The sequence below is a fragment of the Hwanghaeella sp. genome (genome assembly GCF_965227365.1).
Taxonomy (GTDB): Bacteria; Pseudomonadota; Alphaproteobacteria; order UBA8366; family Aestuariispiraceae; genus Hwanghaeella.
Genome location: NZ_OZ245754.1, coordinates 3,330,677 through 3,350,708, shown reverse-complemented (window position 1 = coordinate 3,350,708; position 20,032 = coordinate 3,330,677). Strand labels below are relative to the sequence as shown.

The 20,032-nt window shown below is 60.1% G+C and carries 18 protein-coding genes and 4 tRNA genes; 15 read left to right on the top strand and 7 right to left on the bottom strand.

Translation table 11 applies throughout. The annotated features are described in order from the left end of the window. Positions 1-4: 4 nt before the first annotated feature. From radA to ACQK2G_RS15440, 4 genes are all read left to right on the top strand, one after another. Entirely contained in the window at positions 5-1,414 is a 1,410-nt protein-coding gene (radA, locus tag ACQK2G_RS15455; protein WP_425405933.1) for a DNA repair protein RadA, read from the top strand. A gap of 22 nt (positions 1,415-1,436) precedes the next feature. After that, the gene (locus ACQK2G_RS15450; protein WP_425405932.1) at positions 1,437-2,108 is read left to right on the top strand and encodes a CvpA family protein; all 672 of its coding nucleotides are present in this window, start codon (positions 1,437-1,439) and stop codon (positions 2,106-2,108) included. Between the two features lie 119 nt (positions 2,109-2,227). Then, the gene (gene purF / locus ACQK2G_RS15445) at positions 2,228-3,691 is read left to right on the top strand and encodes an amidophosphoribosyltransferase (protein ID WP_425405931.1); all 1,464 of its coding nucleotides are present in this window, start codon (positions 2,228-2,230) and stop codon (positions 3,689-3,691) included. Further along, positions 3,691-4,449 carry an SDR family NAD(P)-dependent oxidoreductase gene (locus ACQK2G_RS15440; protein WP_425405930.1) on the top strand — a complete coding sequence of 253 codons (759 nt, stop codon included), beginning with the start codon at positions 3,691-3,693 and terminating at the stop codon, positions 4,447-4,449. The genes purF and ACQK2G_RS15440 overlap by 1 nt, the downstream gene beginning before the upstream one ends. A gap of 32 nt (positions 4,450-4,481) precedes the next feature. On the opposite strand, the gene ACQK2G_RS15435 is transcribed toward ACQK2G_RS15440, so the two are convergent. Further along, entirely contained in the window at positions 4,482-6,077 is a 1,596-nt protein-coding gene (locus ACQK2G_RS15435) for an ATP-binding protein (RefSeq protein ID WP_425405929.1), read from the bottom strand. A gap of 280 nt (positions 6,078-6,357) precedes the next feature. On the opposite strand from ACQK2G_RS15435, the gene ACQK2G_RS15430 reads away from it, so the two are divergent. Beyond that, complete coding sequence (locus ACQK2G_RS15430; RefSeq protein WP_425405928.1) at positions 6,358-6,828, top strand: anti-virulence regulator CigR family protein; 471 nt, start codon at positions 6,358-6,360, stop codon at positions 6,826-6,828. A 9-nt stretch (positions 6,829-6,837) separates the two neighbouring features. Here the strand turns inward: ACQK2G_RS15430 and ACQK2G_RS15425 are convergent, their stop codons facing one another. The 3 genes from ACQK2G_RS15425 to ACQK2G_RS15415 form a co-directional block, all read right to left on the bottom strand. Continuing rightward, positions 6,838-8,484, bottom strand: a complete 1,647-nt coding sequence (locus ACQK2G_RS15425; protein WP_425405927.1) for an ATP-binding protein — start codon at positions 8,482-8,484, stop codon at positions 6,838-6,840. 3 nt (positions 8,485-8,487) lie between these two features. Further along, on the bottom strand, positions 8,488-9,507 hold the full coding sequence (locus tag ACQK2G_RS15420; RefSeq protein ID WP_425405926.1) for an ABC transporter substrate-binding protein: 1,020 nt from the start codon (positions 9,505-9,507) through the stop codon (positions 8,488-8,490). A 241-nt stretch (positions 9,508-9,748) separates the two neighbouring features. After that, positions 9,749-11,212, bottom strand: a complete 1,464-nt coding sequence (locus tag ACQK2G_RS15415) for a sensor histidine kinase (RefSeq protein ID WP_425405925.1) — start codon at positions 11,210-11,212, stop codon at positions 9,749-9,751. Between the two features lie 269 nt (positions 11,213-11,481). Here ACQK2G_RS15415 and ACQK2G_RS15410 point away from each other — a divergent pair, with 269 nt between their 5' ends. After that, on the top strand, positions 11,482-12,276 hold the full coding sequence (locus tag ACQK2G_RS15410; protein ID WP_425405924.1) for a substrate-binding periplasmic protein: 795 nt from the start codon (positions 11,482-11,484) through the stop codon (positions 12,274-12,276). A gap of 25 nt (positions 12,277-12,301) precedes the next feature. Here ACQK2G_RS15410 and ACQK2G_RS15405 read toward each other — a convergent pair whose 3' ends face one another. Next, positions 12,302-13,900, bottom strand: coding sequence for an AAA family ATPase (locus ACQK2G_RS15405; protein WP_425405923.1), 1,599 nt, complete (start codon positions 13,898-13,900; stop codon positions 12,302-12,304). Between the two features lie 54 nt (positions 13,901-13,954). Continuing rightward, positions 13,955-14,030 (bottom strand) — tRNA-Thr (locus ACQK2G_RS15400). A 128-nt stretch (positions 14,031-14,158) separates the two neighbouring features. Between ACQK2G_RS15400 and ACQK2G_RS15395 the strand changes: the two genes are divergently transcribed. Beyond that, on the top strand, positions 14,159-14,845 hold the full coding sequence (locus ACQK2G_RS15395) for a hypothetical protein (protein WP_425405922.1): 687 nt from the start codon (positions 14,159-14,161) through the stop codon (positions 14,843-14,845). Here ACQK2G_RS15395 and rlmB read toward each other — a convergent pair. Next, positions 14,828-15,748, bottom strand: coding sequence for a 23S rRNA (guanosine(2251)-2'-O)-methyltransferase RlmB (gene rlmB / locus ACQK2G_RS15390; protein ID WP_425405921.1), 921 nt, complete (start codon positions 15,746-15,748; stop codon positions 14,828-14,830). The two genes, ACQK2G_RS15395 and rlmB, sit on opposite strands and share 18 nt — an antisense overlap. A gap of 191 nt (positions 15,749-15,939) precedes the next feature. On the opposite strand from rlmB, the gene ACQK2G_RS15385 reads away from it, so the two are divergent. From ACQK2G_RS15385 to rplA, 8 genes are all read left to right on the top strand, one after another. Next, positions 15,940-16,024, top strand: a tRNA-Tyr gene (locus ACQK2G_RS15385). Between the two features lie 89 nt (positions 16,025-16,113). Then, positions 16,114-16,187: transfer RNA gene (locus tag ACQK2G_RS15380), tRNA-Gly, on the top strand. A gap of 132 nt (positions 16,188-16,319) precedes the next feature. Then, positions 16,320-17,510, top strand: coding sequence for an elongation factor Tu (gene tuf / locus ACQK2G_RS15375; RefSeq protein ID WP_425405920.1), 1,191 nt, complete (start codon positions 16,320-16,322; stop codon positions 17,508-17,510). Between the two features lie 41 nt (positions 17,511-17,551). After that, positions 17,552-17,627: transfer RNA gene (locus tag ACQK2G_RS15370), tRNA-Trp, on the top strand. A gap of 193 nt (positions 17,628-17,820) precedes the next feature. Then, complete coding sequence (gene secE, locus ACQK2G_RS15365) at positions 17,821-18,012, top strand: preprotein translocase subunit SecE (protein WP_425405919.1); 192 nt, start codon at positions 17,821-17,823, stop codon at positions 18,010-18,012. 147 nt (positions 18,013-18,159) lie between these two features. Further along, positions 18,160-18,690 carry a transcription termination/antitermination protein NusG gene (gene nusG, locus ACQK2G_RS15360; protein WP_425405918.1) on the top strand — a complete coding sequence of 177 codons (531 nt, stop codon included), beginning with the start codon at positions 18,160-18,162 and terminating at the stop codon, positions 18,688-18,690. Positions 18,691-18,868: 178 nt separating this feature from the next. Continuing rightward, a complete protein-coding gene (gene rplK / locus ACQK2G_RS15355; protein ID WP_425405917.1) occupies positions 18,869-19,297 on the top strand; it encodes a 50S ribosomal protein L11 in 429 nt (142 codons plus the stop codon). 5 nt (positions 19,298-19,302) lie between these two features. Then, positions 19,303-20,001 (top strand): 50S ribosomal protein L1, encoded by a 699-nt coding sequence (rplA, locus tag ACQK2G_RS15350; protein WP_425405916.1) that lies wholly within the window; start codon positions 19,303-19,305, stop codon positions 19,999-20,001. Positions 20,002-20,032: the final 31 nt, after the last annotated feature.

The window sequence follows — 20,032 nt, the reverse complement described above, 5'->3', positions numbered from 1 at the left end:
GATCATGGCGCGATCCAAGTCCACCTTTGTTTGTCAGTCCTGCGGAACGGTCCATGCTCGATGGGCCGGGCAGTGCGACGGCTGTGGCGAATGGAACAGCGTGGTCGAAGAGATCGCCGACGCCCCCCCGGTCGGCGGCAAGGCGTCGGGCAGAGGGGATTCCGCAAAGAGCCGGGCCGGGCGCATCGCTTTCGTGCCTTTAACCGGCGCCAGCGAGCGTGCCCCGCGATTGTCCACCGATATCGGTGAATTCGACCGTGTGCTCGGCGGCGGCCTCGTGGAAGGCTCGGCCACGTTGATCGGGGGCGACCCGGGGATCGGGAAATCGACCCTTCTGCTGCAAGCGGTCGCCGCCCTCTCGAAAAAGGCGAAATGCGCCTATGTTTCGGGCGAGGAAGCGGTTGATCAGATCCGTATGCGGGCCGAACGTCTCGGTGTCGCCGAAGCGCCGGTGGAACTTGCCGCGGCGTCCAATGTCAGGGATATCGCCGCGGCGATGGATGCGGCCGACGGACCGAAAGTGGTCGTCGTGGATTCGATCCAGACCATGTATGTCGACTCCCTCGATTCCGCGCCGGGCACGGTCGGCCAGGTTCGCGCCTGTGCCCAGGAATTGATCCGGGTCGCTAAGCGCCGCGGGACGGCCTTGCTGATCGTCGGCCATGTCACCAAGGAAGGGGCGATTGCGGGTCCCCGTGTCCTGGAACACATGGTCGATACCGTTCTGTATTTCGAAGGCGAACGCGGGCATCCGTTCAGAATTCTGCGCGGCGTCAAGAATCGCTTCGGGCCGACCGATGAGATCGGCGTATTCGACATGACCGGCGAAGGACTGATGGAGGTCGGCAACCCGTCCGAACTGTTCCTCAGCGACCGGCAAAGGGATGTCGCGGGGGCAGCCGTCTTTGCCGGGATCGAAGGCACGCGGCCGATGCTGGTTGAGATTCAGGCCCTGGTCGCGCCGTCACCGCTGGGAACGCCCAGGCGCGCCGTCGTCGGTTGGGATTCCGGGCGGCTTGCCATGGTCCTGGCTGTGCTCGAAGGACGCGCCGGTTACCGGTTGAGCGGGAATGACGTCTATTTGAACGTCGCCGGCGGCATGCGCATTTCCGAGCCGGCCGCGGATCTTGCGGTCGCCGCCGCACTGGTCTCCTCCCTGACGGGGGAACCGATTCCGGCCGATATGGTGGTTTTCGGCGAAATCGGGCTGAGCGGCGAGGTTCGGGCCGTCAGCCAGACCGAGGGCCGCTTGAAGGAAGCCGCGAAACTCGGCTTTTCCGCCGCGTTGACGCCGAAGCGGCGAAGCCGTACGGATGCCGGACCGTTGCGGGTGATGGAAATTTCCGACCTGCACGGGCTGGAAACGTTCTTTGGAAAAGGGGCGGCGGGTCAGCCCCGTATTGCCGAGGTTTAGCAGGGCACAAGGTCGGACCTGAATGGATAATCTGCCTATCGGTATCATCGACATCATCGTGATCGCCTTGGTGATCATGTCGGGCCTGCTTGCCTATTTTCGCGGTTTCATTCGTGAATTGCTGTCGATCGCCGCCTGGATCGGCGCCGTTGCGGCCGGGTTTTACGGATACGGGCTGCTGGCACCCCATCTCAGCGATTTTATCCGCGATGAGGACGTCGCCAATGTGGCGGCCGGCTTGGGGATCGGCGTGGTCTCTTTGGTTGCCCTCAGCGTACTCGCCAGCATGGTGTCGAGTTCGGTTCAGGAAAGCCACGCGGGATCGGTCGACCGGGCCTTGGGTTTCGTGTTCGGCATAGGGCGCGGACTGTTGATCCTCAGTCTGGTCTATCTGGGAACGACGCATTGGTTCATCGAAGAACAGGACCTTCCGGACGTGGTCCAGGAAAGCCGCGCGCTGCCTGTCGCGAAGGCGAGCGCCAATTTCGTGACGAAACTTCTGCCGGAGGACATTCGGGCGAAAATCGTCGACGCCGACCGCCAAAGGGAGGAAGAGCAGAAAAAACTGGAAGCTCTTCGGAATTTGGCAATCCCCAAACCGGCCGGGGCGTCGGACGATGACGGTACCCAGCCGCCCGCCTATGGGGACAAGGAACGTCAACAGCTTGACTCTCTGCTAAAAGAGGCGGAATGAACGGGCCCTGAAGCCGGGCCCCTGTGTTACATTTTTGGAGTTTCACATTGGATCGTTCCATGTTGGATCGATCTTCGGACCCGGGCCGGGACCGTCGCGGATATAGGGAGTGCCGCCGCATGCGCACCACGACCAACCCTTTCGATGACGACAAGCTGCGCGAGGAATGCGCGATCTTCGGCATCTACGGAACGCCGGATGCCGCCGCGCATACCGCATTGGGCCTGCATGCCCTGCAGCATCGCGGTCAGGAAGGGACGGGGATCGTCACCTACGATCAGCGGGACGATCAGTTCCATGCTCATCGGGAGAACGGACATGTCGGCGACGTCTTCGGCGATCCCTCGGTGATGGAACAATTGGTCGGCAATTCCGCGATCGGCCATAACCGGTACTCGACGACCGGGGACACGATGCGCCGCAATGTTCAGCCGCTTTTCGGGGACCTCGAATTCGGCGGCCTGGCCATCGCTCATAACGGCAACCTGACCAACGCGATCGCGGTCCGCGAGGATCTCGTCCGCCGCGGTTCGATTTTTCAGTCCACGACGGATACGGAAGTCATCCTGCATTTGATGGCGACGATGTCCGGTTCGGTCGTCGATCGGTTGATTTCGACCTTGCGGCAGGTGGAAGGGGCTTATTCCCTGGTCTGCCTGACGCGGAAAAAATTGATCGGGGTGCGCGACCCGATGGGCGTCCGGCCCCTGGTGCTTGGCAAGCTCGGTTCTTCCTACATCCTGGCGTCGGAAACCGTCGGCCTGGATATCATCGGGGCGGACAAGGTGCGCGACGTCGCGCCGGGTGAGGTCGTCGTGATCGACGAACAGGGCCTGCACTCCTACTACCCCTTCGAGGCTGCCCCGTCGAAGCTTTGCATTTTCGAGTTCATCTACTTCTCCCGTCCGGACAGCGTGATCGAGGGCAGTTCGGTCTATGAAGCCCGCAAGCGCATCGGCATGGAACTGGCGCGCGAAAACCCGGTGGAGGTCGACATCGTCGTGCCGATCCCAGATTCCGGCGTGCCGAGCGCCATCGGCTATGCGGAGGAGTCGGGCTTCCCCTTTGAATACGGGATCATCCGAAACCACTATGTCGGGCGGACCTTCATCGAACCGACGGACGAGATCCGGCATCTGGGCGTGAAGCTGAAGCACAACGCGAACCGGGCGATGCTGGAAGGCAAACGCGTCGTTTTGGTCGACGATTCGATCGTGCGCGGCACGACCTCCCGCAAGATCGTGGAGATGGTGCGCGCCGCCGGTGCCACCGAAGTGCATATGCGGATCGCCAGTCCGCCGACGACGCATTCCTGTTTCTACGGCGTCGACACGCCGGAACGGTCGAAACTGCTGGCCGCACAGCACTCGATCGAGGAGATGCGCCATCTGATCGGCTGCGACAGCCTGGACTTCTTGACCATGGACGGTCTCTACCGTGCCATGGGGCTGGACGGCAGGAACAATGAGATGCCGCAATATTGCGATGCCTGTTTCTCCGGCGAATACCCGATTCGCCTGAAGGACCATGAGGACGTCTCACGGGTCCAACGCCAACTCTCCCTGCTGCGGGACGCTAGCTGATGACCGAAAATTCGAAGAGTGCCGCGCCGGAAAAGTCCGGCGCGGGCAAAGGGCGCTTGGCCGGACGGGTTGCGCTGGTTACCGGCGCAAGCCGCGGCATCGGTTTCGCCGTCGCGCGCCGTTTTGCGGCTGAGGGCGCCCATGTGATCGCGACGGCGCGGACGGTGGGCGGATTGGAAGAGTTGGACGATGCCGTTCAGGCGGACGGCCATGCCATCACGCTTGCACCGGTCGACCTGATGCAGATGGATCAGATCGATGTTCTCTGCGCGTCGGTCTATCAACGGTTCAAGAAGCTGGACATCCTGATTGGGAATGCCGGCATGCTCGGCAAGCTGACACCGATGGCGCATGCGGACCCCAAGGAATGGCAGAGGGTCTTCACGGTCAACGTTCATGCCAACCAGCGCCTGATCCGGGCCTGCGACGCGGTTCTGCGGCAGAGCGATGCGGGCCGAGCCGTTTTCGTAACCTCGGGGGCGGCACAGGGGCTGAAACCCTTCTGGGCGGCCTACGGGGCGTCCAAGGCGGCCTTGGATGCGATGGTGAAGACCTATGCGGAGGAGACCCGAAAGACGAACCTGCGGGTGAACCTTCTAAGCCCGGGGCCGGTCGCTACCGGAATGCGGGCGCAGGCCTTTCCGGGCGAGAAACCGGAAACAATCACCCAGCCCGACCAGGTTGCCGAACTGTTCGTCCGGCTATCGGAGCCGTCCTGCACGAAACATGGGGAAATCGTCCGGTACGGCGAGCACTGATCGGCGCATCGGCGGCGTGCACCTGACAAGGCTCAACCGTTCAGGGTGCGGTTTGCCGGGAAAGCCAGGGTGACCGTCGTTCCCTGGCCCAGCGTACTCTGCAGGGTAAGCGATCCACCATGCAGACGCATCAATTCGCGTGATATCACCAGTCCCAGACCCGTGCCGGGCGTCGGTGCGGGCCCGTCTTTCTGGGTGGCCTGAACGAAAGGTTCGAACAGTTTCCGCTGATCGGCCGGCGAAATGCCAATGCCGTTGTCTTCGATAGCGATCTGGACCGCACCGCCTTTCTTGAATGCACGGATCGCGATCGGATTGCCTTCGGAGAATTTGACGGCGTTGGAAAGCACATTGATCAGGACCTGGCGAAGACGAATCTCATCGCCGCATATTCGTGGGACATCGTCGGCCACGTCCAGATGGATCGGCGGGACAGGGATCGTGGTCCCAAAGGTTTCGGTCTGGCCGGCTGGCGCGACGATCTGAACCACGCTGCCGATCAATTCGCCCAGGTCCAGGACATCATCGCGCAAGTCGACCTTTCCGGCCTCCATCTTCGAGAAATCCAGCAATCCCTCGATCACGTTGCGCAGATGGGACGCGCTGCGGTGAATATCTTCCGCGTAGCCGCGATACACCGGGGCGATTGGCCCGACGGTTTGATGAATCATCATTTGCGAGAACCCCAAGATAGGGTTCAAGGGCGTACGCAATTCATGGCTCATTTTCGCCAGCAGCTGGGACTTCGCTTCGCTCGCCGACATGGCGGCCTTGATCCAGAAGACGTAGATCGCCAACGCGGCGAAGAGAAGCAGCAGAAACACGGCCGCAAGCTTCGGCAATAGATCAACCAGGATCAGATCCCCGGGGCGATCTTGATCCCAAACGATCGTGGCCTGGATCGCGCTGGTTGCATCGCGCAGGGCAATACCCTGTTCGGACGGCCCTACGACTATTCTGGGGTTCGAGACATTGTAACTCGCCTCTATCCGCGCCAGAACCGGTTGGTTCAATTCACGCAAGAAGAACAGGACCGGTCTTTTTCGAAGTGCCAGTTGGCCCTCGGATGGTTCTTCCGGCAGTACGGTCGCGGCTGCGACCAGGAAAACAGAAGTCTTATGTACCGCGGTGGTCACCAGAGGAACGGACTCCTCCATTGGTGTTTGCTGCAGGCGGGTCAGGAAGAGGTCCGCGGCATCTCCCAACAGGTCCACCGGGCTTGCCGGGAGGGCTTCGCTGGCGAGGCTCGAATAAAGGACTTCGCCGTCACCGGATAGGACATAGGTTCCCGCGTAAGAGAATGCGTCCTGAAGATAAGTGCCGATATTATCGTCCGCCCAGTCCGGGTCCATATCTCCCATGACCTGGTCGTACATATCGTTCCACCAGGCGTAGTCCACCATTCTGCCCGCCAAGTCCTCCTCCAGGACACCGACCGCGGTGCTCACCAGCAGCTTCGAGGTCTTGATGGCCTCTTGATTGGCCCGCTCCGCCAAATCGTGGAGAAAGTATCCGATAGCGCCTGAGGAGAGCAGGAAGAACAAAAGACAGAAAAGGACGGGTTGCCAATAAAAACGCCGGCGTCCGGGGTGAAAGGACGAGTTGTTCGAAAAGGAGAAGAACCGCACCGTGACGTCCTCGGAAATTACGCCCTTGTGGCGCCGCCCAATGCAGCATCCGTTCTACAAACCTACCCCGCCAATGCCCAAGCAACTCTTACAGACCGGGCCGGCGGGTATGCTGCACATCCAATTTTGTCGTATTTTGCGATAAATCCGGTAATCGGAGAACCTGCAATTTTCCGGTTCTTCAATTGCGGTGCCCGTCCATGCAACTTATCTACTGTAGACACGTTGCTTTATAGGGCCTGTGGCTCGGATTTCTGTGAAACAGTTTTGAGGATCTCACATGTTTGGATCTGTCAGGTCATTTTCGATTGTGTCGCTGGCCTTGGTCGCTTTGCTATTCGCCGGTACCGGCGATGTTCTGGCGAAGAATGACAAGTCAAACGGCCACGGACAGGGAAAATCGCAGGTTCACAAAAACTCCCAGCAGCAGAACCGCTTGGAGGACGAAGTCATCGACGAAGTCCTGGACGGGATATTCGGCGAGAATGACCGCAAGGTCATCGAGCAATATGTCCGAGAAAAAGGAATTGGGACGAAATCGCTACCGCCGGGCATTGCGAAGAACCTCGCCCGCGGCAAGCCTTTACCCCCGGGCATCGCCAAACGAGGATTGCCGGCGGATCTGGAAGGGCGTTTGCCGAAACTTCGGGAGGGGCTGCAGCGCATCATCGTCGGTGACGACGTCACGATCATCGAAGAAGGAACCCGCATCGTGGTCGATATTCTGAGGGACGTCCTTCGCCGGCAATAACGCCGCGGCTCAAGTTTCCGTCTCGTCCCGGTCGTCCGCGCCCTTCCGGGGATGCAGCGGCAGGATGAGCGTGAAGCAACTGCCTTTACCCATTTCGCTCTCGACGCTGATCGTCCATCCCAGCAACTCGCAAGTCTCCCGGACAATAGAGAGGCCGAGACCGGACCCGCCGAAGCGGCGGCTCAAATGCGGTTCTGCCTGGGTGAAATTTTCGAAAATCTGCGGCAGGGTCCGGGCGTCGATCCCGATGCCGGTATCGACGACACGGATGGTGAGGAAACCCGGTTCGGGTTCGTCCCGCAGCGTTTCGATAGTGATTGTCCCCTCCGTGGTGAATTTCAGCGCATTGCCGAGCAGGTTGAACAAGACCTGCTTCTTCTTGACCGGATCCGTGACGATGACCGGCAGATTGTCGTCGAGCTTCAAGGTAATGGCGTTACGGTTTTCTGCGCGTGCCGATTCCAGGCTCGTCGCGACATCCCTGACCAGCTTGTTAACGTCCACATCGTCGTAGTCGACGGGCATTCGACCGGCATGAAGCCGCGACAAATCCAGGATCGAATTCACAAGGTCCAGAAGATGGGTTCCGGCGCCATGGACGTAACCCAGATACTCCGCCAGCTTCGCCGGTTCGACGTCGTCCAGGTTCATTCTAGCGAATTCGCTGTAGCCTATGATCGCGTTCAGCGGCGTGCGGAGTTCATGGCTCATATTCGCCAGGAACTGTGTCCGCACGACGGCGCTTTCCTCGGCTTTCGCCGCAGCGATCCGCAATTGACGTTCGATTTCGATCCTCGCATCGATCTCGGCTGTCAGTTCCTTGGTGCGCGTATCGACAGCGGCCTCGAGATTCTTGTTGGAATTTTCCAATGCCTGTCTGGCGGAATCGATCTCACGCAGGTGGTTCTGAATCAATTCGACCTGATTGTTGACGGCCTGCACGATCCGGCCCAGTTCGTCATCCTTCGCCGCGGTGGGAACCATGATTGGCTTGCCGTCGAGATCCGTCGGGTCGATGGCATCCACTTGCCGGGACAGCGATTCCAGCGGCTTGGTCAGCGTCAGGTAAAATGCGACCAGCAGGACGCCTGCCAGGATAAGGCTTTTCAAGATGCCGCCCAGGAAGGTGACGGCGGCACGCTGAATGAATTCACTTCCCATCCTGTACGGATGGGAAACCACTTTCAGGGTTCCCACGCGATAGGCCTGGCCGTCGTCGTTATAAGTGACATCGATCGCATATTCGTGCCGACTGCCGAACAGCCACTCGGACATCGTCACGGCGCCGCTTTCCATGATCGGGCGCTGCTTGTGGGCGAGCAGGAAGTTGTTTCCGGTGGTGAGCGACGCCTCGACAAAAAGGTCATAGCCAAGCAAACCGCCGACAATAGCATCCGCCATTTTGCCGTTGAGTTCCCAAAGGGCGTTTGCTGCTGGTTGAGACACGGTGGAAATGTAGTGCTCGATATCACGGTCACGGTTCTGAACCTGATCGCCATAATCCAGATAGATCTGGACGATGCTGCTCAGCAGCCCCAGTAAGCAGGCGACGGAAACCACGAATGCCGCCTGACGCGCGGCCAGCCTTCGGCGGAATGGGATTCGTTTTGGGTGCCCCTTGACCTCTTGTCCCATGCCCCGTGCCGTGATTGCCATGGGTCAATACCCGCGCCGGGACGCCAGAAGCGTGGTCAAATTGAAAGGATAGTTCCCAAGATTTGGATTGTCTGCACGGCTGAACCGCTTGAAGTCGATCCTGGACCAGTCTCCATCCCCGAACGCGTCCATATAGGCCTCCGCATTTCCGACATGGATCGCACTCATCGGGAAAGAAAGATGCGTTGAGAGTTCCGCGAAATCCCTGCCGTTCTCATAGTCGTACAGTAGAACCATGACCCAAGCGCCGGCCAGGAAATGACCGCCATGGGTCAAGGTCATCTCGCCCCTGCGCACCAGGTCGATTGCTTCCGGCGACCAATTCAAGCCGGCCACGGCGACATCCCGGCCCGGTCTCCTGCCGGCTTCGCGCAACGCTTTGATGGCGCCGATCGCAATGGGATCGTTTGCGGCCCAGATGGCGTTCACGTTTGCGGTCTTCAAGAAAATCGTCGTGCGCTCATAGGCCTCGTCGCTTGACCAGTTGACGGTAATCCGACGCGCCTCCGACACGTGTTTGAATTCGACCAACGCGCGATCCATGCCTCGGAGCCTGATAATGGATGCAGGGGTCTTGAAGTCTCCGGCGAGGGTGAGAACGGATAAACCGTCCTTGTCGAGGCCAAGCGCGGCGCCTGCCTTCACCAAGGATTTGGCCATCTCGTAACCGGCTATCTCGTTATCCGGTGTGATGGTGCCCAACCAATGAGACAGTTTTTGCCGTGGCCCGCGCATGCTGGCTTCCTGTTCAGGCGTCAGGCCGTTCAGAAGCAGGATCGACTTTATGCCTGCCGCCTCGGCCGCTTCCATTAATTGCGGCGCCTGTTGATGTTCGTTCACCAGAATGGCGTAATCGGGCTTCACCTCTTCAAGTGCGGCGAGGCCGCGGGCAACCATCACGGGCCATTTCCTGTCGCCGCTTACGATGGTCAAGTCAAAGCCCAGGACCGTCGCCGCCGCTTGCATTGTCTCGCTGACGGCTTTCCAGAAGCCCTTATCCGAAAAACCCGGATTTACAAACAAGACGCGTTTCGGTGTGTCTGCAGCGAAGGCAGGCGCCGGCGCCGTCATCCCAAGGCATGCGAAAAAAGAGATGGCAAGAGATGCTGTAACGCCTCTCAGAATTGCCGAGATCCTCACGTACCAATCCCCTCGTTCATTGGCACTCCGTTTTCAAGCCTGGACAGCAGTCTACGCTGTCGTCCATGAAAATCGCAAAGCCATTGGATTTGGCGACATTCCGAAGGTTCAATCGCCGCGCCCATCAAACCGATTCTTTCACCTTGGCCGGCATCTCTTCAGGGGGCGCAATGACGCAAGCGCCTTTGCCGGCCGGTAATTCAATCCAAAAGGTCGATCCCCGTCCGGGTTTGCTGTCGCAGGTGATGGCACCACCCATTCCCTCGGTCAGCAGTTTGGAAATCGCCAACCCCAGTCCGGCTCCCGGTATGTCTGGCTGGTGATGCTGCCCCCTTACGAATTCCGTGAAGAGGGTCTCCAATTGATCCTCTGGAATTCCGATGCCCGTGTCGCTGACATACAGTCGGACGACCGTCGGATCGGAGCAGACACAACCGATCCGGACTGTGCCGCCGGGTTTGTTGTATTTGATCGCATTGGACATCAGGTTGATCAGGACCTGACGCAATCGGGACCGGTCGGCACTGACGGTGGTACAGTCGCCAAAGTCAGTCTCAATTCTCACGCCTTTTTCATCCGCCATGCCCTGGAGGAGGGTTGCGTTCTCCTGGATGACTTCCGTTGGAGAGATCTCTTCCATGTGAAAGTCCAGGGTGCCGGCCTCGATCTTCGAGAAATCCAGGATATCGCCGAGCAGTTCGTTCAACTGACGGCCGGATGACACGATGCTTTTGAGGTACTGGCTACGTTTTGCCGGATCGTCGATACCGATCCCCATTTCCAGCATTTCCGCATAGCCGATGACGGCATTCAATGGCGTTCGCATCTCGTGGCTCATGCTCGCCAGGAAGACGGTCTTGGCGCTATTGGCTTGTTCGGCTTTTCGGGCGGCGCTCTTCAACGCCGTCGTCCAATCCTGAAACCGGCGTTCCAATTGGTCGAGCTCGTCGCCGCCCGAGCCGTCGGGACCGGTATTGCCGGAAAAGGCCACCTTCCCCGCAAGACGCGCGACCCTTTTGGTGATCATGGACTGATAAATGATCAGCAGCATGATCGAGAGCAGCATGCTCTTCAACAGACCGGACAGGATCGAGTTGATGGTCCGCTGCTCGAAACCTGACGCCGCGGCGGCGGGATCGATTTCGATCCTCAGATTTCCGACGAAAGTATTCTGGTTGATGACTAGATCATGTTCGAAGGCGACGGGGTCGGCGCCGAGAAGGAAGTCGGTGACGACGGAATGTGCCGCGACAGTATCACGGGTCGCATTCGCCAGGGTCTTGCCGAAGTCATCCATTATGGTCGCGTTGATAACGGCGGGGTCGCTCAGCAGGCTCTGCGCCAATTCTTCCGCTCCGACCCTGTCCAGACGATAGGCCGCCCGCGCCGCCGGAAGGCTGGCATAGTCCAGAACGAACGAGGCATGGGTTTTGAGACTCTCTCTTTCGTCGGCAGCGTCCGCCAGGATTTGCGCCAACGCGAAGACCGTTCCGATGGTAATCGCGATGGCGACGGCGACCTGTGCCTGCCGTACCGACAATCGGCGTCGGAAGGGAATGGGCGTTGGTGTGGGCGACATCATTTCCATTGAAGCTGTCTCGCCATCAGCGATGCTGGAGTCTTGAATTCAGGGCCAGAGGAACGGGGACGGTATAGGCAAAAACGAGCCTTCACCATGAACAAGTTCGTATCGACCTAGCATTTTGTTGGTATGCCCATGTAATTCCAACTAAAACCTGACTCTCGGTCGGCGATGATTTTCAAACGATTTAGTGTAGAATAGGTTAATTGGGAGGAATTCATCTCACCGATTGGGGTGTAGACTTGGTCAGAATTGCGATTTCTTTGATCGTGTTCATGTTTAGCGTCTTGCCGGCCGCGGCCGACGAGATTGCGCCCCAATGTCGCCCAGGCGAGCGCGTGGTGCTGGCGGCTGAGGATGGATTCTTCCCCTATACGGGCCTTTACAAGGGGCAGCTGCGCGGGTTTTCCCTGGATATTGTTACAGCAGCCTTCGCCGCGGTCGGGTGCGCGGTGGAATTCCGCCAGATGCCGTACAGCCGGTGTTTGCGAGAAGTCCAGGCCGGGCGCATCAGCGGATGCTTCAACACCACCAATTCCGACGAAAACCTATTGAAATACATTTTTCATTCGGCGCCGTTGTTCCACGGCCGGATCCTTGTTTATGGGCCGCCGGGTTTCAAAGGCCCTTTCACGGATGCGGAATTCGAACGGAGCACTTTTTCAGTCGTTCGAGGCTACACCTATACCGACGCGTTCGATAACAATCCGCAGATCGAGAAGATCGAGGTAGAAAGCGATCTGCAGACCCTCGCCCTCGTCTCCCGGGGCAGAGCGGATTTCGCGGTTGTGTACGAAAGGGTCGCCCAATTCCATATCGGCAATAACGCGAACCAGGTGACGCCGGCGCCAGTGCCGGTCGCGAGTTTGACCGAATTCGACCTCTTCGTGTCGTTCTCCAAGGCGAATCTCGAGAAATCGGTCTGGCTCGCGCATGCGCTGGACCTTGGCCTGGGTCAAATCCACAAGAACGGTGTTTATTCGGGAATTGAGGCTGTTTGGGACGAATGGCTGCAATCCGGTGTCGGGCAGGGCAAGCCGGCGCCCTATTGGACGAACGGGTCCAGCTGATCGAAGCAGGTTCCCGCGATCGATTCTAGGGCAGGTCTAGAACCCGAACGGCCTCGGCCAACGAGGTCTGCAACGCGTCCATCGTTTCGGTTGATTTGGACGTGTCGATTTCCGCCCAATCGATCGATCCCCAATCCTGCTTCAATTGCAGCCGGACAATGGCGGCGTCGGCGTCGGAGGCATCGTTCATCCGTGCGGTCACGCGGCTGATGAGAACATCTTTCGGTGCCGTCGCCCACAAGCCTTGAAATGGAAATCCGAGGCGCTCGGCCAAATCGGATGCGGCCTTGCGGGAATCCGGGTGGGTGTGGGTGGCGTCCAGCAAAACCGTCGCACCTTGTTTCAGGGCTGTTTCCGCGGTTTCGTGCATCTGCCGGTAAACACGCAGGCTGACCTCTGTCTCATAGGCTTCGGGCGGCAGTTGGGTGGTCTCCGGAACGCCCCACAAGGATTTCCTGATTGCATCGCTGCGTAGGATCAGGACCGTCGGTCCGTAGGTTTCCGCCATCCGCTCCGCGACCGCCGTCGCAAGCGTCGATTTTCCGGACCCGGACGGTCCGCCTACGGCGATCAGCCGGGCAGGCGGGCGGTCGATCGCCCGGCAGGCGAGGTCGAAATACTGTGCCGCCCCTTGGCGATGGCTCTCCGCCTGTTGCGGATTTTCGGAGAATCCGACGGTGGCGATTTCGATCTTCGCGCGGACCTGGGCGCGCAGCGCGGTGTAGAACGGGATCAGTCCGACGCCGGCATAGTCGCCGGTTTGTTCGAGATACCGGTTCAGCACGCGGCAGGCGGCACCCGGCATCCGGCGATGCTCGAGGTCCATCAGCAGGAAGGCGAGGTCGTAGAGGCAGTCGATCTGCGAAAAGTCGTCGCTGAATTCGATGCAGTCGAACAGTGTGGCGCGTCCGTCGATCAGGACGATGTTCCGCAGGTGTACGTCCCCATGGCATTGTCGCACGAACCCATCGGCCGCGCGGGCCGTCAACCGTGTTTCCAGACTTTTGAAAAGCGGTTCGCAGGCCGTGCGATGGGCGGCCACCGCCCCGGCGGGCAGCCAGGATGCCTCGGCGATTTCGGCCAGATTGTCGGTCAGGACCTCTTTGTTGATCCGCCGCCAATCGTTCCGGATCGGGGATGCCTCAATGTGAAAAGCCGCGATGCGCTCGCCCAGATCGAGCAGATGCTCATTGGTGAGCGCCCCGCGTTCCGCCAATTTGTCGAACAGCGCCTCTTCGTCAAACCGCCGCATCACGACCGCCCAATCTTCCGCGTCTCTATACGACGCCGGCATGGCCGCGGGGGCGGGATCTTCGATCAACTCGCCGGCATCGACATCGCCGTCCGCGGTCCGGACCAGGGGAATGATGCCGAGATACAGGTCCGGCGCCGTCCGACGGTTCAGCACCACTTCCGACGCGCAGTACCGGTGGCGCAGGGCTGTGGTCGAATAATCCAGGAACGGGTAATGGACGGCGCGTTTGATTTTGTAGACGTGTTTCTGACCGATGAAGATCACATTGGCATGGGTGTCGATGCGTTTCGGCGCGCCGCCATCCGCCGCGGCAAGCGCATGAAGGCAGGCGAAGGCTTCTTCCTGATCTTCCCGAACCGGACTGTTCATTCCCCGCCTCGCATATTCCGGCTGTCCGTTGCTCCGTCCGCTCCAGAAAAATGCTGGTGCCCCCAGAGAGACTCGAACTCCCGACCCTCTGATTACAAATCAGATGCTCTACCAACTGAGCTATAGGGGCGCCGACCGGCCTTTCGCGGCCGATCCAGGCTTGACGGGCACTCTCTAACGCTTCGCGGGTTTCGAGGCAACTGGGAAGCGGCGCTGGCTGGTGGCTGATTTTCGCAAAATCGTGTATTCTGCTTCGTCATGAGGGTAAGTCCGACGCTGTGTATCGATCAGGCATGGCGCAGGGCCGCCCGGACGGGCGCCGCCGCCCTGTTATGCGCGGTTGCGGCAATTCTGGCCGTCGCGGCCCATACGCCATCCTCCGCAATCGCGGCCGACCCCGATTGGCATCGGGCGGGCGGGTTCGAATTCAGCGACAGGCTGGGCGGGTTCCGTATCCTGTCGGTCAGTGGCACCGGGACGATCGACGACCCGATCGTCATCGACCAGGACCTGGGCGGTCCCGGTCCCTTCGTCATTACCATCCGCAATGCCGGCATGGCGGACGCCGGGCCCGTGGCGCCGATCCTGAGGCTTTGGATCATCAGTCGGGTGCGGAATGCGGCGGCCGGCGTTTGGGTCGGTTTCGACGTCGAGCTGCAGGAAGAACTCCGCCGCCCGAGCGATTATTGGGACGGCCTTTCCTTCGACCAGACCCGTACGGTGAACGGCAGCGAGTTCCATTCCGACCGGTTCCGGGAAGGGGAGCGAATCGCGGAGCCGCATGACCGGGTTCGCTTCAAGAACGGCTATGTGAATGCCGGAACCGCGGTTCAATTCCGCTTTGTCATTACCGACATGACGCCGCGCGACCAGTTCTATCTGCTGCAGGAACCGGTTCTTTTGTTTTCCTCGCTACGCCGGCCCCGGTCAATCATCCGCGGGTGACGCCGACCGCCAAAGCTCGTACAGCGCGATGGCCGCGGCATTCGAGACGTTCAGGCTGCCGACCGGGTTGGGCGCCATTGGAATGCGCAGCAGCTGATCGCATCTTTCCGCGGTCAACCGGCGCAGGCCTGCCCCTTCCGCGCCGAGGACGATGGCCGTTCGGCGATTGAGCTCGGTCTGAGGAAGCGTCTCCGTCGCCTCCCCGGCAAGGCCCACGACCCAGTATCCCGCATTTTGCAGAAGCCCGATCGTCTGGCTGAGGTTGCCGGCCCGCACCAGCGGGATGGATTCGAGTGCGCCGCTCGCGGATTTGGCGAGCGTGCCGCTTTCCGGCGGGGCATTGCGGTCCTGGATGACGACGCCGGCGGCGCCGAAAATGGCGGCGGAGCGCAGAATCGCCCCGACATTGTGCGGGTCGGTGACCTGATCCAGAATCAGGATCGGCTTCGCCAAATCGCGATCGGCGACGATATCCTCGATGAATACCGGATCCAGCGGGTCGCACAGCGCAGCCAATCCCTGGTGCACGGCCCCTTCCGGCAATAGGGTTTCCAAGGTCCGGCCGTCCGTTTCCTCGACGCCGATATCCCGGCGAATCTCGGCCTCGGCCAACCGCTCCAAGCCTTGGCGGGTCGCCAGCAGGCGGTGGATCCATCGGTTGGGATTGGTCAGGGCCGCGGTCACCGGATGCTGGCCGAACAGCCAGACGCGCTTGTCCCGCGGCGCCTTGCTACGTCGGTCCTGTCCGGCCCGATCCTGCTTGGCCCGATCCTGTTTGGCCCGGCCTGAACGATCTTCACGGCCCGCGTCGCCAGCGGTGCGTTCGCCACGCCCGGAAGGCCCGCTCGGCCTGCCGCCGCGCGATTTCCCGGCGCCCGAATTTCTGGGATTGCGTCTCGTCATGTCTTTTCTTCCCTTGTCGGGCCTAGCTGTAGGTCCGGAAAGGCACCATCGCAAGCGGCGCGATGCTTCATTCGGCATACCGGCACATCATTGGTCGATTACGGTCGGTTATGGAGTTGACATCACCTGTAGCAAGTCATACACCGCACGCCGCCGACAGGAGTTCCAGGTTCGGTGTGGGCACGCATATCGGAGGGATGCCCGAGTGGTTAAAGGGGACGGACTGTAAATCCGTTGGCTTTGCCTACGTTGGTTCGAATCCAACTCCCTCCACCATGCGATGCGCCTGCGGATAAGCATGGGACAGGCGGTGTTGCGGCTGGTGCGGAACGTAACCGTATCGGCCTTGATGCCGTCGATTTCGTGCGGGTGTAGCTTAATGGTAAAGCCCCTGCCTTCCAAGCAGGCTATGTCGGTTCGATTCCGTCCACCCGCTCCAGCAACCCGGCGACTGCCGGTAAGCTGGTGGTCCGAACGATCCGCATGACGGGCTGGAACTGTTGGTAGCGGTGTGCCGTGCGCGGTACACGAACTTAAGGGATTAACTGGTAGACCCAGGGAACGTGTAGAGATGGCGAAAGAGAAGTTTGAGCGTACGAAGCCGCACTGCAACATCGGCACGATTGGTCACGTTGACCATGGTAAGACGACGCTGACGGCGGCGATCACGAAGGTAATGGCCGAGACGTATGGCGGCGCTGCGACGAAGTTCGACGATATCGACAAGGCGCCTGAAGAGAAGGCGCGTGGTATCACGATCAACACGGCGCACGTTGAGTATGAGACGGATGCGCGTCACTACGCGCACGTCGATTGCCCCGGACACGCTGACTACGTGAAGAACATGATCACGGGCGCGGCGCAGATGGACGGCGCGATCCTGGTTGTTAACGCCGCTGACGGCCCGATGCCGCAGACGCGTGAGCACATCCTGCTCGCCCGTCAGGTCGGTGTCCCGGCGATCGTTGTCTTCCTGAACAAGGTTGACCAGGTCGACGACGAAGAGCTGCTGGAGCTGGTTGAGCTGGAAGTTCGCGAACTTCTTTCCTCCTACGAGTTCCCGGGCGACGACATTCCGATCATCGCCGGTTCCGCTCTGGCGGCGCTGGAAGGCCGTGACGACAACATCGGCAAGGAAAAGATCGTCGAGCTGATGAAGGCCGTCGACGAATACATTCCGCAGCCGGACCGTCCGGTTGACCGTCCGTTCCTGATGCCGATCGAAGACGTTTTCTCGATCTCGGGCCGTGGTACGGTTGTGACCGGTCGTGTCGAGCAGGGCATCATCAAGACGGGTGAGGAAATCGAAATCGTCGGCCTGAAGGCGACGACGAAGACGACCTGCACGGGCGTTGAAATGTTCCGCAAGCTGCTTGACGAAGGTCAGGCCGGCGACAACATCGGTGCGCTGCTGCGCGGTGTCGGCCGTGAAGACGTCGAGCGTGGCCAGGTTCTGGCCAAGCCGGGTTCGATCACGCCGCACACGAAGTTCAAGGCGGAAGCCTACATTCTGACGAAAGAGGAAGGCGGCCGTCATACGCCGTTCTTCACGAACTATCGTCCGCAGTTCTACTTCCGCACGACCGACGTGACGGGTTCGGTTGAACTGCCGGCCGGGACCGAAATGGTCATGCCGGGCGACAATGTGACGATGGAAGTTGAACTGATTGCCCCGATCGCGATGGACGAAGGTCTTCGTTTCGCGATCCGTGAAGGCGGCCGCACCGTTGGTGCCGGCGTCGTCGCGGGCATCATCGAGTAAAGTGTTCCAGGCCGGGCGGGGCTGACCCGTCGGGCCCGTGTAGGGGTATAGCTCAGTTGGTAGAGCGACGGTCTCCAAAACCGTAGGTCCTGGGTTCGAATCCTAGTGCCCCTGCCAAATTTCCAATGCCGGTCAGCGGCCCGATTCGTCGGGCCGCGTCGGTGTTTGTACTGAAATTTTCGCGATCAGGCGGATTTGCGTCTTGCCAGCGAGGCTCTAGGCAACTAAAAGCCCCACTCGGCTTGCGCTCGGACGAGAGTCCGTGATCGGCCTAGTATTGCGATACGATATCGGGTTGAGAGTGAGCGCGATGGCAAAGACGAACCCTGCACAATTTGTCCGGCAGGTTCGGCAGGAAGCCAACAAGGTGACTTGGCCGACGCGAAAGGAAACCGGAATCGCTACCATCATGGTGTTCGTGATGGTCACGCTGATGTCCCTGTTCTTCCTGGTGGTCGACGAAATTATTGCCTTGGGAATCCAGCTGGTTCTGGGAACCTGATTGGCGATTTTCCGCCGTAATGCGCGTTAAATCGGCGCGGCGGCCCTGGGTCGGCCCTGAGGTTCAGGTCGGGCTGACGAAAGATGGCAAAGAAGGGCGGAGCTTGAAGGTCAAGCTATCGCCCCGGTTTGGTTGGAGTTTTTTGCGGTGGCAAAGCGCTGGTATGTAGTCCACGTCTATTCCGGCTTCGAAAAGCGGGTCGCCGAATCGATCCGTGAGCAGGCGAAGGCGTCGGATTTGGAAGATCTGATCGACGATGTCCTGGTTCCGACCGAGGAAGTCGTCGAAATGCGCCGTGGCCGCAAGGTCAACGCGGAGCGCAAGTTCTTTCCCGGCTACATTCTGGCCCATATGGATATGAACGACGTTACCTGGCACCTCGTCAGCAATACGCCGAAAGTAACCGGTTTCCTCGGGACGGGTAAGCGCCCGTCGCCGATCAGCGATAAAGAGGCGGAACGGATCCTCGTACAGGTCAAGGAAGGCGTCGAGCGGCCCAAGCCCTCCGTCACCTTCGATATCGGCGAGCAGATCCGCGTCAGCGACGGTCCTTTCACCTCCTTCAACGGTGTCGTTGAAGAGGTCGATGAAGAAAAGGCGCGCCTTAAAGTCACGGTGTCGATTTTTGGTCGGGCGACACCGGTGGAGCTCGAATACTCCCAGGTCGAAAAGCTCTAGTTTTTCGGTTTGGGTCGGGCAACGGCCTGATTTGTTTCGCGGAAGGCTGAAACCCCAAAGTCCTGGGGTTCCGGCGGTTCGGACCGGGTAACCGGACGGATCAGACCGGGGGCCGCACCGCGGACACTGACTACATGAGGGGCCGACGGCAAACGGACCCGCGACAGAGGTTAGTGATATGGCTAAGAAAATTGCGGGCTACATCAAGCTCGAAATTAAAGCCGGTCAGGCGAATCCTTCGCCGCCGGTCGGTCCGGCGCTGGGTCAGCGCGGGCTGAACATCATGGAATTCTGCAAGGCGTTCAACGCCGCCACGCAGAACATGGAGCCGGGCACCCCGACGCCGGTGGTCATCACCGCGTTCGAAGACCGCAGCTTCACTTTCGTGACCAAGACCGCTCCCGCCTCCTACTTCCTGAAGAAGGCGGCGAAGGTTTCCAAGGGGTCGTCGGTTCCGAACCGTGACAAGGTCGGCAAAGTTACCAAGGCGCAGCTGCGCGAGATCGCCGAAACCAAGCTGCAGGATATGAATGCCAATGACGTCGAAGCCGCGATGGCCTCCATCGCCGGTACCGCACGTTCCATGGGCATCGAGGTTGCGGAGTAAGTACGATGGCGAAACTCGGAAAACGTTTGAAGAAGGCCTATGAAGGTCTGGATCGTACCGCTCTGCTGGCGATTGAAGATGCGGTGAAGACGATCAAGGGTGCCGCTTCCGGTACGAAGTTCGACGAAACCGTCGAAATTTCCATGAACTTGGGCATCGATCCCCGCCACGCCGACCAGCAGGTCCGCGGCGCGGTTCAACTGCCGAACGGTACCGGTAAGTCGCTTCGTGTGGCGGTTTTCGCCCGTGGTGACAAGGCGGAAGAAGCCAAGGCCGCTGGTGCGGACTTCGTTGGCGCCGAAGACCTGATGGAACAGGTCCAGGGCGGCATGATGGATTTCGACCGCTGCATCGCGTCTCCGGACATGATGGCGATCGTCGGTCGCCTTGGTAAGGTCCTGGGCCCGCGCGGCCTGATGCCGAACCCGAAGCTGGGCACGGTGACGCCGAACGTGGCGGACGCTGTTGCCGCCGCGAAGGGCGGTGAAGTTCAGTTCCGTGCCGAAAAGGCCGGGATCGTCCATGCCGGCGTCGGCAAGGCGAGCTTCACGGAAGACGCCCTGGTTGAGAATATCCGTGCCTTTGTCGGTGCGATCGCGGCGGCCAAGCCGTCCGGCGCCAAGGGCACCTATGTTAAGCGCATTTCGGTTACCTCGACGATGGGACCCGGCCTGAAGGTCGAACCGTCGTCCGTGTTGCCGTAAGGCGCGTTTGAGATTTCGTCGTCCGGATGAT